Origin of the sequence: Thioclava sp. F28-4 (genome assembly GCF_002020045.1) — a bacterium.
Lineage (GTDB): Bacteria > Pseudomonadota > Alphaproteobacteria > Rhodobacterales > Rhodobacteraceae > Thioclava > Thioclava sediminum.
Window position 1 is genome coordinate 285298 of the sequence record NZ_MPZQ01000004.1, and the last position, 13411, is coordinate 298708.

The following is a 13411-nucleotide window of genomic DNA, read 5'->3' on the forward strand; positions in this document are numbered from 1 at the left end:
CTCAAACTGTGTCTTGTGAGGAGTTGGGCATTGCGTGCATTTCTGTTCGCCCTGCTGACATTGGCAGGTCTGAGCCCGGCGGTGGCCGGTGACGTCTCTACCTTCGAGTTGGAAAACGGCCTGAAAGGCGTCGTGATCGAGGATCACCGCGCTCCGGTCGTGGTCCATATGGTCTGGTACAAAGCCGGATCGGCCGACGAGAAGCGCGGTAAATCCGGCATCGCCCATTACCTCGAACATCTGATGTTCAAGGGCACCGACACGATGGCACCCGGTGAGCTGTCGAAGACGGTCGCGGCCAATGGCGGCTCGGACAACGCCTTCACCAGCTACGACTACACCGCCTATTTCCAGCGCATCGCGGCCGACCGGCTGCCGCTGGTGATGAAGATGGAAGCGGATCGGATGCGCAATCTGCGGATCTCGCCCGATGACGCGAAGACCGAGCTGCAGGTGATCCTCGAAGAACGCGCGCAACGCACCGATTCCAACCCGCGGGCACTGTTCAACGAACAGGAGCGCGCCGCCCAGTTCCTCAACTCGCCTTACGGCACGCCGGTCATCGGCTGGCGCAAGGAGATGGAAGGGCTGACCCGGCAGGACGCGCTCAACTGGTATCACGAATATTACGCACCCAATAACGCGATCCTCGTGGTCGCGGGCGATGTGAAGCCCGACGAGGTGAAGGCGCTGGCCGAGAAGTATTACGGCAAGCTGAAACCGACCGAGGACCTGTCGCCCCGCGCCCGTCCGCAGGAGCCGCCGCAACGCGCCTCGCGGCACCTGACCTTCGAGGACCCGCAGATCGCCCAGCCCTATCTGGTGCGCAGCTACCTCGCCCCCGAGCGCAACCCGGGCGACCAGAAGCGCGCCGCCGCCCTGACCGTTCTGTCCGAGATTCTCGGCGGCAATCAGGCGACCTCCGTGCTGGGCCGCAAGCTGATCTATGGCGACGGCACCGCGATCTATGCGTCGAGCTATTACGACGGCATGTCGATCGATGCGACGACCTTCAATCTCTCGGTGATGCCCGCCAAGGATGTGAGCCTCCCCGAGGCCGAAAAGGCGCTCGACACGGCGCTGAAGCAATTCCTGAAGGAGGGCATCGACCCCGAGCAATTCGCCCGCATCAAGACGCAGGTGAAGGCCGCCGAAATCTATTCGCGCGACAACACGCAAGGCCTCGCGCGGCGCTATGGCGAGGCGCTGGCCTCGGGCTTCTCGGTGAAAGACGTCGAGGATTGGCCGGACGTTCTGACCTCGGTGACGGAAGAGGACGTGATGGCCGCCGCCCGCGACCTGCTCCAGAACAAGGACTCGGTGACGGGCTATGCCAAGCGCCCCGATGACGCCCCCACCGAAGCTGCGGCCCCCGCCGCACCGCCCGCGCCTGCGCAGGAGATCACCCAATGATCCACACCCGTTTCCCGATCACAGCGCGCCTCGTGATGGCGTCGCTTTTCGCCTTCGTGCTGGCGCTGCCTGCCCGTGCGATCGACATTCAGCAGGTCACCTCACCCGGCGGAATCAAGGCATGGCTGGTGGAGAATCACGACATTCCCTTCACCGCGCTCGACATCGCCTTCCGCGGCGGCGCGAGCCTCGATGCGACGGGCAAGCGCGGCGCGATCAACCTGATGACCGCCACGCTCGAAGAGGGCGCGGGCGAGAAGAACTCGCAGCAATTCGCCGAGGCCGAGGAAGCGCTGGCCGCGCAGTTCGGCTTCGACGTGGGCGACGACTCGCTCGATATCTCGGCCCGGATGCTGACCGAGAACCGCGACAAATCAATCGATCTTCTGCGCGAGGCGCTGGTCAATCCGCGCTTCGATCAAAGCGCGATCGAACGCGTTCGCCAGCAGGTGCTGGCCGTGATCGCATCTGACAAGCAAAACCCCAACGACATCGCGGCCGAGAAATTCCGCGAGATCACCTATGGCGATCATCCCTATGGCAGCTCGCTCAACGGCACCGTCGAGAGCGTGAAGGGCCTCACGCGCGAGGACCTGTTCGAAGCCAAGGACCGCGTGATGAGCCGCGATCACTTGGTAGTCTCCGCCGTGGGCGACATCACCCCGGAAGAGCTCCGGCCGATGCTCGACAAGCTGCTGGGCGATCTGCCCGCCAAGGGCGCCGACATGCCGCCCCCCGCCGACCCCAGCTTCAAGGGCGGCGTGACTACGGTCGATTTCGACAGCCCGCAATCGGTGGTGATGTTCGGCCAGAAGGGGATCGGCCTGAAAGACCCCGATTTCTTCGCGGCCTATGTGCTCAACCAGATCGTCGGCGCGGGCGGGTTCTCGTCGCGACTGATGGACGAGGTGCGCGAGAAGCGCGGCCTGACCTATGGCATCGCCTCCTATATCGTCGACAAGGATCTGGCGAAGACGTGGCAGGGCAGCTTCGCCTCCGCCAATGAGAAGGTCGCCGAGGCGATCTCGGTCGTCAAAGAGCAGTGGAAGAAAGCGGCGACGGGCGATGTCACCGACAAGGAGCTGGAGGACGCCAAGACCTACCTCACCGGCGCCTATCCGCTGCGTTTCGACGGCAATGGCACGATCGCGGGTATCCTGACGGGGATGCAGCTCAACGAGATGGCCCCGAGCTATATCGACACCCGCAACGACAAGGTGAACGCAGTCACGAAGGCCGATGTCCAGCGCGTCGCCAAGCGTATCCTGAACCCCGACAACCTGACCTTCGTGGTCGTCGGACGCCCGCAGGGCCTGAACTGATTTGGCTGGGGATAGCTGGCGCGAATCTCTTTAGATGAGCGCCGCGCCATGCTATCCCTAGTGGAATGAACCAGCACAACCGCAATATCGGCGCGTCTGAGCGCCCCGTGATCCGGCAGCTCGATGACGCTGCGGCAAACCGCATCGCAGCGGGCGAAGTGGTCGAACGTCCGGCCTCGGCGGTGAAAGAGCTGGTGGAGAACGCGCTGGATGCGGGCGCGTCGCGGGTCGCGGTGGAATATTGCGATGGCGGCAAGACGCTGATCCGCGTGACCGACGACGGCTGCGGGATGACCGCCGACGATCTGCCGCTGGCGCTCTCGCGCCATGCCACCTCGAAGATCGACGGTTCGGACCTTCTGAACATTCACACCTTCGGCTTTCGTGGCGAGGCGCTGCCCTCGCTCGGCGCGGTCGGGCGTCTGACGATCACCTCGCGCGTCGACGGTCTCGACGCCTTTCAGATCGGCGTGGCGGGCGGCCAGATCGGTCCCGTGAAACCGGCGGCGTTGAACCGGGGCACCGTGGTCGAACTGCGCGACCTGTTCTTCGCCACGCCCGCGCGGCTGAAATTCATGCGCACCGACCGGGCCGAGGCGCAGGCGATCGCCGATGTGATGAAGCGGCTGGCGATGGCGGAGCCCTATGTCAGCTTCACCCTCACCGATGTGTCCAATGGCAAATCGCGCGAGATCTTCCGCGCCGATGGAGAGCAGGGCGAGTTGTTCGATGCGCTCTCGGAACGTCTGGCCCGGGTGATCGGGCGCGCCTTCGCGGATAACGCGGTGAAGATCGACGCCGAGCGCGAAGATATCCGCCTGACCGGCTACGCGGCGCTGCCCACCTATTCGCGCGGTGCGGCGGTGGAGCAGTTCCTCTTCGTCAATGGCCGCCCCGTGCGCGACAAGCAGCTGACCGGGGCGCTGCGCGCGGCCTACATGGATTTCCTCAGCCGCGAGCGTCACCCCGCCGCCTGTCTGTTCCTGACCTGCGAGCCCGAGCGCGTCGACGTCAACGTCCACCCCGCCAAGGCCGAGGTCCGCTTCCGCGAGGCCGCGACCGTGCGCGGGCTGATCGTGACCGGGCTACGCCATGCGCTGGCGCAGGCGGGGCACCGGGCGTCCTCGACCGTCTCGGATGCGACGCTTGGCGCGATGCGGCCCGAACCAACCGCCGATCAGCCGCCGCGCATCTACCAGATGGATCGCCCGAGCCTTGGCGCGATGCGCTCGTCCTACTCCGCGCAGGCGCCGCTGCCCGATCCGGGCTATCAGCCCCCCTCCTACCAGCAGCCCTCCTTCCAGGAGGCCCCGGCGCCCAGCTTCGACTATGCGCCCTCGGCCCGCGCCGAGGCCCCGGCGCCCGCCGAACCCGCGCTGACCGAGAAGCCCTTGGGCGCGGCGCGGGCGCAGGTGCATGAGAATTACATCATCGCCCAGACCGAGCGCGGTATCGTCATCGTCGATCAGCACGCGGCGCATGAGCGGCTCGTTTATGAGAAGCTGAAAGGCCAGATGGCCGAGAATGGGGTGCCCGCGCAGGCGCTGCTGATCCCGGAGATCGTCGAACTCAGCCAGGGCGACGCCGCGCTGCTTTTGGAACATGCCGACGCGCTCGCCCGCCTTGGCCTCACCATCGAACCCTTCGGCGGCAGCGCGATCGCGGTGCGCGAGACCCCCGCCGTTCTGGGCGAGATCAATGCCGAGGGGCTGCTGCGCGACGTGCTCGACGAACTCTCCGATCTGGGCGACAGCCAGTTGGTGCAGGCCAAGATCGAAGCTGTGCTCAGCCGCATGGCCTGCCACGGCTCGATCCGCTCGGGTCGGCAGATGCGCGCCGACGAGATGAACGCGCTGCTGCGCCAGATGGAGGCCACGCCCCATTCCGGCCAGTGCAACCATGGGCGCCCGACTTATGTCGAATTGAAGCTCAGCGATATTGAAAGACTGTTTGGCCGCACATGATCCAGCTTGGCGATATGACTCTGACCCTGAACGACCCGCTGACGCTCGGCCTTCTGCTCGGCAGCGCGGCACTTGTTATCCTGCTGATCCTGATGGTCGCCATGCTGCGTGCTGCGGGCCGTCAGACCCGTGCGATGGACCCGATGGTCGGTCAGATAAACCTTCTCGCTCAGCGGGTGCAAAGCCTCTCGGACGGGCAGCAACAGCTATCCGGCGGGCTGCATCACGTCTCCGAGGCGCAGGCCGCGAGCCAGACCAAGGTGCTCGCCCTTATGGAAAGGCGTCTGGCCGAGGTTTCGCGCGGCATGTCGGAAAGCCTGCATGGCACCGCCACCCGCACGGCGCGCTCGCTTGGCGACCTGCATCAGCGACTGGAGGCGATCGACAAGGCGCAGGCCAATATCGAGAAGCTTTCCGGCAATGTGCTGGGCCTGCAGGACATCCTGTCGAACAAGCAGACCCGTGGCGCTTTCGGGGAGATTCAGCTGCACGATATCGTCGGCAAGGCGCTGCCCTCGGACAGTTTCACGATGCAGGCGACGCTTTCGAACGGGAAGCGCGCGGATTGCCTGATCCATCTGCCGAACCCGCCCGGCCCCATCGTGATCGATAGCAAATTCCCGCTGGAAGCCTATGAGGCGCTGCGCCGCGCCGACACGCAATGGGAGCGCCAGGAGGCCAGCCGCGCGATGAAAACGGCGGTGCGCGCCCATATCAAGGCGATCTCGGAGAAATACATCCTCGAAGGCGAGACGGCGGACGGCGCGCTGATGTTCCTGCCTTCCGAGGCGGTCTATGCAGAGTTGCACGCGAATTTCCCCGAACTGGTGCGCGAAGGCTTTGCCGCGAAGGTCTGGATCGTCTCGCCCACGACCTGCATGGCGACGCTGAACACGATGCGCGCCGTGCTGAAAGATGCGCGGATGCGTGAACAGGCGGGCGCGATCCGGAAAGAGCTGGCCGCGCTTTATTCCGATGTCGACCGGCTCGGCACCCGTGTCGAGAACCTCGACCGACATTTCGGGCAGGCTGCGAAAGACATCTCCGAGATCAAGATCTCCGCCGAGAAGGCCGGGAAACGCGCGCGCCGCCTCGACAATTTCGATTTCGAGGAGCTGGCCCCCGATACGGCCGCACAGCCGCTGCTTGTCTCGACCGCCGAAAAGAAGGCCTAAGCGGCGCCAAGCGTCGCTTTTCGGCTGCGCGCCCCTTCGGAGATTGGCATAGAGTGCGCCCATGAGTGACGAGGTCCGTTTCGACAGGGGGCCGGACGGTCGGCCCTGCCGCTTCCGCGAGCCCCATGAGGTCATCCGCGCCGACGCGCCGGAGGATCTGCCCGCGGCGTTCGCGGCGATCACGCGCGCGCAGGATGAGGGGCGCTGGCTGGCCGGGTTCGCCTCCTACGAGCTGGGCTATTGTCTGAGCGAACGCCTCGCACCGCTCCTGCCCGAGAACCGCGATCTGCCGCTGCTGGCCTTCGGGGCTTACGACGTGCCCGAGGATGTCCCGCCGCCGATCTCGGAGAACGCGCCGCAGATCGAGCTGGGCGAGCCGCTCTGGTCGGAGGCGCGCTATGCCGAGGCCTTCCGGACGGTTCACGATTATATCGGCGCGGGTGATTGCTATCAGGTGAACCTGACTTTCCCGATCCCCGTGACGAGCAGTGCCGCGCCCGAGGCGCTATATGCGGCCCTCGCCAGCGCGGGCCAAGTCCCGCATGGGGCCGATGTCGCGCTGGCCGGGGTGCGTTTGCTGTCACGTTCGCCCGAACTGTTCTTCCGGGTCGAGGGCGGCAAGATCGTCACCCGACCGATGAAAGGCACCCGCCCGCGCGGGGCTACGCCCGATGAGGACGCCGCTCTGAGATCCGATCTGATGGGGGCCGAGAAGGACCGCGCCGAGAACCTGATGATCGTCGATCTGCTGCGCAACGACATCTCGCGCATCTGTAAGCCGGGTTCGGTCAAGGTGCCGCGCCTTTTCGAGGTCGAGACCTATCGCTCGGTCCACCAGATGATTTCGGAGATCGAGGGCGAACTGGTCCCCGGCACCGGCCTGCCCGAGATCCTGCGCGCGATGTTCCCCTGCGGCTCGGTCACCGGCGCGCCGAAGATCCGCGCGATGGAGATCATACTGGAGCTGGAACCTGACCCGCGCGGCATCTATTGCGGCGCGATCGGCTGGGCCGCGCCCGATGGCCGGATGGAGTTCAACGTCGCGATCCGCACGCTGATGCAAACCGGCCCCGGCGGATGGCGAGTGAATGTCGGCGGCGGGCTCGTCTATGATTCCACCGCCCACGGTGAATATGAGGAAGCGCTTTGGAAAACCCGGTTCCTGAAGATCTGAAACTGATCGAAACCTTCGGCTGGCATCCCGGCGAAGGCATCCGCCGCCGCGACCGCCATATAGCCCGGCTGACGCGCGGCGCTGAGCAGCTTGGCTATCCGCTCGACGGAGAGGACCTGACGGCAGCCCTCTCGACAGTCTCCGGCGAGAGACCGCTGCGGGTGCGCCTGACCCTCGACGCCAAGGGCGCAATCGAGATCACCTCAGCTCCCCTGACGCCAACCACCACGTGGCGCCTTCATATCTCGGGCGTCACCCTCGACAGCCAGGACCCGATGCTGCGCCTCAAGACCACGGCGCGCGCGCCCTACGATGCCGCCCGCGCCGCCCTGCACGCGGGCGTGGACGAGGCGATCCTGCTCAACGAACGCGGCGAGATCTGCGAAGGCACGATCACCAATCTCTTCCTCAAGCGCGACGGAATTTACCTGACCCCGCCGCCAACCTGCGGCTTGCTGCCAGGCATCCTGCGCGAGGAGATGCTGGAGACAGGGGCCGCCCGCGAAGCCGTCCTGCGGCCCGAAGACCTGGCGCAAGGCGAGGTCTTCATGGGCAACTCCCTGCGCGGCCTGATCCCGGCGCAGTTATGACGCGACACGCAAACGCTTGCGCAGGCCGTGCAATGGCGAGATGATGAGCCCAAGAACGGAGGCAGCCATGCTCACCATCAGCCCGGCGAAAATCGCCCATGTCATCATCCGCGCGCGCAAGTTTGACGCGGACGTGCCCGGCTCGGGTCAGGCCCGCGAGTTGCGCGCCTTCATCGCGGCGCTGAACGAGGATGAAAAGGCATCGCTGACCGCGGTGATGTGGATCGGGCGCGACACCTATGACGCGTCGGAACTCGAAGAGGCGATCGCCACCGCCAAAGCCGAGGCGACCGCGCCGACCGAGGATTACCTGCTGGGCAATCCGATGCTGGCCGACCATCTCGAAGACGGGCTGAACGCGCTCGGCATCTCGCTCGAAGAGGCCGAGGAAGACATCTACCCCACGGTCTGAGCGGCGCGCTCCGACCATCGAAAACGACAAAGGCGGCCCCCGCAGGAGCCGCCTTCCTCATTTCCAACCTTGGTGCACGAAACGCCTCGGATCAGGCCACCAGACGATAGCCGCCCGATTCCGTCACCAGCAGGCGCGCATTCGAGGGATCGGGCTCGATCTTCTGACGCAGGCGATAGATATGCGTCTCGAGCGTGTGGGTGGTGACGCCCGCATTGTAACCCCAGACCTCGTGCAGCAGCACATCGCGCGGCACCACGCCGTCGGTCGCGCGGTAGAGGAACTTGAGGATGTTGGTTTCCTTCTCGGTCAGGCGCACCTTGCGGTCCTTGTCGTCCACCAGCATCTTCATCGCGGGCTTGAACGTATACGGGCCAAGCTGGAAGACGGCGTCTTCGGACTGTTCATGCGTGCGAAGTTGGGCGCGCAGACGGGCCAGAAGCACCGGGAACTTGAAGGGTTTGGTAACGTAGTCGTTGGCGCCGGAGTCGAGGCCAAGGATCGTGTCGGCATCGGTATCATGGCCGGTCAGCATCACGACCGGGCATTTCACGCCGCTCTTGCGCAGCTTCTTGCACAGTTCGCGGCCATCGGTATCGGGAAGGCCCACATCCAGCACGACGAGGTCGTAAAGCGTCGATTTCGCCTTATCTACCGCTTCGTGACCATTGCTGGCCTCGAAGACCTCGAAATCATCGGTCGCGACAAGCTGCTCGGCGAGCGCCTCGCGCAGATCGTTGTCATCGTCAACCAAAAGGACCTTCTTCAATGATGCCATGTCCTGAGCCTCCATATGTGTTCGACGAATAGCTGTTGCCCTTTCACAGCGATGGCAAGGGTGGTGAAACCTATCTCACGCTGACGTGTCGAATCACCGGGAGATATTTCAATTTGTTACAGTCGAGGCTATCTCAGAGCGCATGACCGGCAATTTTTCCCTCGGGCCGAGCCCGGCTGAACGACTGAATCGCGCCCGCGCCGATCTGCGCATGGGGCTGCCCGTTTTGCTGTCCGATCACCTTACCGTGGCGGTCGAGACGCTCTCGCCCGAGCGGCTGGCGGCGTTGCGCGCGCTGGGACCGCTGACGCTGGTCCTGACCGCGCGCCGGGCCGAGACGCTGAAAGCGCGCGTCTATGACGCCGATATCGCCCGGATCGAGGTGCCCTCTGACGCCGATCTGCTCTGGCTGCGTGCGCTCGCCGATCCGGCCGACGATCTGCGCGTGCCGATGAAAGGCCCGCTCAAAGCGCTTCGCGGCGGCGATGCGGACCTCGCCCGCGCCGCGATCCGGCTGGCGAAGTCGGCGCAGCTTCTGCCCGCAGCGCTGATGGTCGCAGCGCCCGACCCTGCGCCGACGGGGCTGACCTGCATCACCGCCGAAGAGGCGCTGGCCGCCGCCGACATCCCGCAGGCTTTCGCCCCGGTCTCCGCCGCGCGTGTGCCGATGCGCGCCGCCGAAGCCGGTCGGCTGCATATCTTCCGCCCGGACAATGGCGCCGAGGAGCATTACGCGATCGAGATCGGTCGCCCGGATCGCTCCAAACCCGTGCTCGCGCGGCTGCATTCGGCCTGCTTCACCGGCGACGTGCTGGGCTCGCTGAAATGCGATTGCGGCCCGCAGCTGGATGCGGCGCTGACGCTGATGGGGCATGAGGGCGCGGGCATCCTGCTCTATCTCAATCAGGAAGGGCGCGGGATCGGACTGGCCAACAAGATGCGTGCCTATTCGCTGCAGGATCAGGGTTTCGACACGGTCGAAGCGAACCACCGGCTCGGTTTCGAGGATGACGAGCGCGATTTCCGCATCGGCGCGGCGCTGCTGCGCAAGCTCGGGTTTTCGCAGGTGCGGCTGCTGACCAACAACCCCGCCAAGGTCGCGATGCTGGAGGCCAATGGCATCGACGTGACCGAGCGCGTGCCGCTGAAGGTCGGCATGAGCCGCCATAACGAGAACTACCTCGCCACCAAGGCCGCGAAATCGGGGCATATCCTGTGATGCGCCTCACGCCCTCCGGGCTGCTGTTCCGCGGCCGCCGCTTCCCGGTCGAGATCGGCCGCGGCGGCGTCAGTGGCCGCAAGCAGGAGGGCGACGGCGCGACTCCTTCGGGGCGGCTGCATATCCTGCGCATGTTCTACCGCGCGGATCGGATCGTCGCGCCTCAGGACTGGGCCGAAGCGATCGGCCCACGCGATCTGTGGTGCGACGCGTCCGGGGATTCGGCCTATAATCATCTGGTCCGCGCGCCCTACCCCGCCTCGCATGAGGCGATGCGGCGCGCCGATCCCCTCTACGACATCGTACTGGTGACCGATTGGAACTATCCGACCGCGGAGGCAGGCAAAGGCTCGGCCATCTTCCTGCATCAGCGCCGCCGCGCGGGCTACCCGACTGCGGGCTGTCTCGCCTTCCGCCGCGATCACCTGATCTGGATCGCGCAGCGCATCGCACCGGGTGAGCCGCTGGAGATTGCCCTTCGGCTTGGCGGAAATATCCTCCGGGGGTCCGGGGGCGGACAGCCCCCGGCGCTCAACGCCCGCGACAAAGCTTAGGAATAGTCGCGCGCGCCGAAGATCGCCGAGCCCACGCGCACATGGGTCGCGCCGGCCGCGATCGCTTTCTCGAAATCGGAACTCATCCCCATCGACAGACCGTCGAGCCCGTTGCGCCCGGCCATCTCGGCCAGCATCGCAAAATGCGGTGCGGGGTCCTCGGATTCGGGAGGAATACACATCAGACCGACGACCGGCAGGTCCTTCCCGCGCATATCCGCGACGAAAGCGTCGAGATCATCGGGCAGCACGCCCGCCTTTTGCGGCTCGCACCCGGTATTTACCTGAATGAAGAGATCGGGCGAGGCCCCGCGCGTCTGCGCCAGATTGGCCAGCTTCTTGCCCAGCGAGGGCCGGTCGAGCGTGTGAATCGCCTCGAACAGCTCCACCGCCAGCTTCGCCTTGTTCGATTGCAGCGGCCCGATCATATGAACTTCGCAGCCGGGAAATTCCTCGCGCCAGGCGGGCCACTTGCCCTGCGCTTCCTGCACATAGTTTTCGCCGAACAGCCGATGGCCTTCGCGCAAAACCGCCTCGACTCGCTCGGCGGGCTGAACCTTGGACACGGCGATCAGTTTCACCGATCCCGCATCGCGCCCTGCCTCTGCTTCCGCTTTCGCGATCCGCGCCTGAATCTCGCTCAGTCCCATCTGGCCCTCCGTCGTCAGCGCGCCCAAGAAACACCGCCGGGCCCAAAAAGAAAAGAGCGGGCGCAAGGCCCGCTCTTCCCATCGTTCTGTCCCGAAGGATTAGAACGAGAACGTCACGCCGAGGTCGGCGATCGGGTCGGTGTCGCTGTTGTCGTTGTCAGCGATACCGCCTTTGATCGACGCGCCGCCGCCGAGGTCGTACTCAGCGCCAATGCCGTACCAGGTCACGTCGTCATCCGTGCCGGCCAGAGCGTTGTTGTCCTTCTTGTACTGGACGTAGCCGCCAACAGTGGTTGCACCGAAGACCGACGAAGCGCCGATGCCATACCAGTCGACGTCAGCGTCTTGACCACGGTGAGCGATCACGCCTTTGACCGAGGTGTTGCCGAACTGACCGACGCCAGCCAGCGAGATCATGTCGACGTCCGTGCTGCCGCCGAAGCCGTTGCGGCCGTTCGCGTACTCGTAGCCCATGCCGACGGTGTAGTTGCCGAAGGTGTAAGCACCGGCGATGGCGTACTCTTGGGTCACCGAGGTGCTGATCGAGGTGGCCAGCGAGGTGACGGTCGAAGCGCCGATCGACACCGGAACACCGAGACCGCCGACGGTCAGAGCGTTGGCTTTGCCGTCCGACATCGAGGCTGCGACCGAGAACGCACCGAAGGTGCCGGTGTACAGCAGGTTCGGGCCGGAGTTGGCGCAAGCGCTGACGCCGGTCGGGGTCGTCGGGTTGAGATCTTGACAGTCGACGTTGCCGCCGTTGTCAGCCGTCAGGTAGCCGATGTCGTTGCCACCGCGACCGTCGAGGTCGGTGTAACCAACTTCGTAGAAGTCGCCGAACAGAGCTTCCGGAGCGCCGACAACGTCGCCCATCGAGAGCTTGCCGAACGCGCCCGAGATGTAGACCGAAGCCTCGGTGCCGCGGGTAGCACCGATAGCTTGGTCAGCACGGACGGAGCCGCCGAACTCGAGGCCACCGTCGGTGGTGCCCGAAGCGGTGAACGAGACGCGGATACGGCTCGAGAAGTTCCAGTCGGAGCCGTTATACACGACACCCATACGGCCGTCGCCGCCAACCGAGACCTCAGCGGCAGCGATGCCAGCCGAGAACACGAGCGCGGTCGTCGCGAAGAGAACCTTTTTCATCGTTTTCCCTCATTGTCTTACAGGTAACCCCCAACCTGGGGAATCCGAAGTTGGGTATGACGGTGTTTTCTCTCCCCACCCCTTTCATTGCAACTCAAAGCGCCCGCCCGGGTCGAATAGGGTGGTTGATGGTGCAGACATGTCACAGTAACGTCAGCGTGCAATTGCGGTTGGCCTCTGACACCGCCCTACAATGCTCCTTACACGCGCGTATAGCGGCATCGGCTTGCATTCCCCCGAGGCGCCGGTCGGTCGAAATCCGGGGGCAAAGGGGAAAAACCTTGTCGGGCTGGGGGCCATGAGCTAGAGAAAAGGCAATCAATGACGCAGGCCGACGGGGACAGCTTCGCATGACTTCCAGAACCCTTTTGAAACGCACGGCAATTCTGGGCGTGTGCCTCGTGCTCGCAGGCTGCGGCAAGGGTATCTCGAGCGGCAACATCTTCTCGGGTGGCGGCGGAGCTACCGCTTCACAGCGCGAAGCCAATCAGCTCGACCACACCCCCGGCTCGAACGAAGCCGTGATCGACGGCCCGACGCGCCGCGTTCAGAAGAAATCGACCGTTTGGGATATTTTCGGCGGAAATGGCGATCCGAACATCACCGTCGAGGTGAACAAGTATCTCTGGCAGGCTTCGCTCGAAGTGCTCGACTTCCTGCCGATTCAAGAGGTTGATCCCTTCTCCGGCGTCATCGTGACCGGCTATGGCACCCCGCCGGGCGGCGGTCGCGCCTATAAGGCTACGGTTTACGTCACCGATCCGGCGCTTGATGCGCGCTCGCTGAAAGTGTCGATCCGCACCCAGGGCGGCGCAGTTTCCGCCGATACGCAGCGCGCCGTGGAGAACGCGATTCTCACCCGTGCACGTCAGCTGCGGGTCCGCGACTCGCAACTCTGATTCCCGCAAGGCGACCGCAAGACGCATTCAGATCCCCGCCCGAGCCAGCCTCCGGCGGGGATATTTCTGTCCAAATGAGCGCGGCGGCTGGACCTCGCCCCCAAGGCCAGTGTAG

13 protein-coding genes are annotated in these 13411 nt (G+C 65.0%); 10 read left to right on the forward strand and 3 right to left on the reverse strand.

Annotation, left to right across the window (positions count from 1 at the left end; translation table 11 throughout):
* Positions 1–30: 30 nt before the first annotated feature.
* From BMI87_RS11450 to BMI87_RS11480, 7 genes are all read left to right on the forward strand, one after another.
* Positions 31–1413 (forward strand): pitrilysin family protein, encoded by a 1383-nt coding sequence (locus BMI87_RS11450; RefSeq protein ID WP_078521535.1) that lies wholly within the window; start codon positions 31–33, stop codon positions 1411–1413.
* Positions 1410–2735, forward strand: a complete 1326-nt coding sequence (locus BMI87_RS11455; protein WP_078521537.1) for a pitrilysin family protein — start codon at positions 1410–1412, stop codon at positions 2733–2735. The genes BMI87_RS11450 and BMI87_RS11455 overlap by 4 nt, the downstream gene beginning before the upstream one ends.
* A 65-nt stretch (positions 2736–2800) precedes the next feature.
* A complete protein-coding gene (gene mutL, locus BMI87_RS11460; RefSeq protein WP_078521539.1) occupies positions 2801–4699 on the forward strand; it encodes a DNA mismatch repair endonuclease MutL in 1899 nt (632 codons plus the stop codon).
* Positions 4696–5874 carry a DNA recombination protein RmuC gene (locus BMI87_RS11465; protein WP_078521541.1) on the forward strand — a complete coding sequence of 393 codons (1179 nt, stop codon included), beginning with the start codon at positions 4696–4698 and terminating at the stop codon, positions 5872–5874. The genes mutL and BMI87_RS11465 overlap by 4 nt, the downstream gene beginning before the upstream one ends.
* A gap of 61 nt (positions 5875–5935) precedes the next feature.
* Positions 5936–7048 (forward strand): aminodeoxychorismate synthase component I, encoded by a 1113-nt coding sequence (locus BMI87_RS11470; RefSeq protein ID WP_078521543.1) that lies wholly within the window; start codon positions 5936–5938, stop codon positions 7046–7048.
* The gene (locus tag BMI87_RS11475) at positions 7021–7638 is read left to right on the forward strand and encodes an aminotransferase class IV family protein (RefSeq protein WP_078521545.1); all 618 of its coding nucleotides are present in this window, start codon (positions 7021–7023) and stop codon (positions 7636–7638) included. The genes BMI87_RS11470 and BMI87_RS11475 overlap by 28 nt, the downstream gene beginning before the upstream one ends.
* A gap of 67 nt (positions 7639–7705) precedes the next feature.
* Entirely contained in the window at positions 7706–8050 is a 345-nt protein-coding gene (locus tag BMI87_RS11480) for a DUF3775 domain-containing protein (protein ID WP_078521547.1), read from the forward strand.
* Positions 8051–8141: 91 nt separating this feature from the next.
* Here the strand turns inward: BMI87_RS11480 and BMI87_RS11485 are convergent, their stop codons facing one another.
* A complete protein-coding gene (locus tag BMI87_RS11485; protein WP_078521549.1) occupies positions 8142–8828 on the reverse strand; it encodes a response regulator transcription factor in 687 nt (228 codons plus the stop codon).
* A gap of 142 nt (positions 8829–8970) precedes the next feature.
* Between BMI87_RS11485 and ribA the strand changes: the two genes are divergently transcribed.
* A complete protein-coding gene (ribA, locus tag BMI87_RS11490; RefSeq protein ID WP_078521551.1) occupies positions 8971–10047 on the forward strand; it encodes a GTP cyclohydrolase II in 1077 nt (358 codons plus the stop codon).
* Positions 10047–10601 carry a L,D-transpeptidase gene (locus BMI87_RS11495; RefSeq protein WP_078521553.1) on the forward strand — a complete coding sequence of 185 codons (555 nt, stop codon included), beginning with the start codon at positions 10047–10049 and terminating at the stop codon, positions 10599–10601. Before ribA ends, BMI87_RS11495 begins: the two co-directional genes overlap by 1 nt.
* Here BMI87_RS11495 and BMI87_RS11500 read toward each other — a convergent pair.
* Positions 10598–11251, reverse strand: a complete 654-nt coding sequence (locus tag BMI87_RS11500; RefSeq protein WP_078521554.1) for a YggS family pyridoxal phosphate-dependent enzyme — start codon at positions 11249–11251, stop codon at positions 10598–10600. The genes BMI87_RS11495 and BMI87_RS11500 overlap by 4 nt on opposite strands.
* A 99-nt stretch (positions 11252–11350) precedes the next feature.
* Positions 11351–12397, reverse strand: a complete 1047-nt coding sequence (locus BMI87_RS11505) for a porin (protein ID WP_078521556.1) — start codon at positions 12395–12397, stop codon at positions 11351–11353.
* Between the two features lie 350 nt (positions 12398–12747).
* Here BMI87_RS11505 and BMI87_RS11510 point away from each other — a divergent pair, with 350 nt between their 5' ends.
* On the forward strand, positions 12748–13296 hold the full coding sequence (locus BMI87_RS11510) for a DUF3576 domain-containing protein (protein WP_078521557.1): 549 nt from the start codon (positions 12748–12750) through the stop codon (positions 13294–13296).
* Positions 13297–13411 lie beyond the last annotated feature (115 nt).

Bases quoted from the DNA above. Each gene is read 5' to 3' on its own strand.
- BMI87_RS11455 (WP_078521537.1), top strand. From the start codon at position 1,410: ATGATCCACACCCGTTTCCCGATCACAGCGCGCCTCGTGATGGCGTCG.
- mutL (WP_078521539.1), top strand. From the start codon at position 2,801: ATGAACCAGCACAACCGCAATATCGGCGCGTCTGAGCGCCCCGTGATC.
- BMI87_RS11465 (WP_078521541.1), top strand. From the start codon at position 4,696: ATGATCCAGCTTGGCGATATGACTCTGACCCTGAACGACCCGCTGACG.
- BMI87_RS11470 (WP_078521543.1), top strand. From the start codon at position 5,936: ATGAGTGACGAGGTCCGTTTCGACAGGGGGCCGGACGGTCGGCCCTGC.
- BMI87_RS11480 (WP_078521547.1), top strand. From the start codon at position 7,706: ATGCTCACCATCAGCCCGGCGAAAATCGCCCATGTCATCATCCGCGCG.
- BMI87_RS11485 (WP_078521549.1), bottom strand. From the start codon at position 8,828: ATGGCATCATTGAAGAAGGTCCTTTTGGTTGACGATGACAACGATCTG.
- ribA (WP_078521551.1), top strand. From the start codon at position 8,971: ATGACCGGCAATTTTTCCCTCGGGCCGAGCCCGGCTGAACGACTGAAT.
- BMI87_RS11495 (WP_078521553.1), top strand. From the start codon at position 10,047: ATGCGCCTCACGCCCTCCGGGCTGCTGTTCCGCGGCCGCCGCTTCCCG.
- BMI87_RS11500 (WP_078521554.1), bottom strand. From the start codon at position 11,251: ATGGGACTGAGCGAGATTCAGGCGCGGATCGCGAAAGCGGAAGCAGAG.
- BMI87_RS11505 (WP_078521556.1), bottom strand. From the start codon at position 12,397: ATGAAAAAGGTTCTCTTCGCGACGACCGCGCTCGTGTTCTCGGCTGGC.
- BMI87_RS11510 (WP_078521557.1), top strand. From the start codon at position 12,748: ATGACTTCCAGAACCCTTTTGAAACGCACGGCAATTCTGGGCGTGTGC.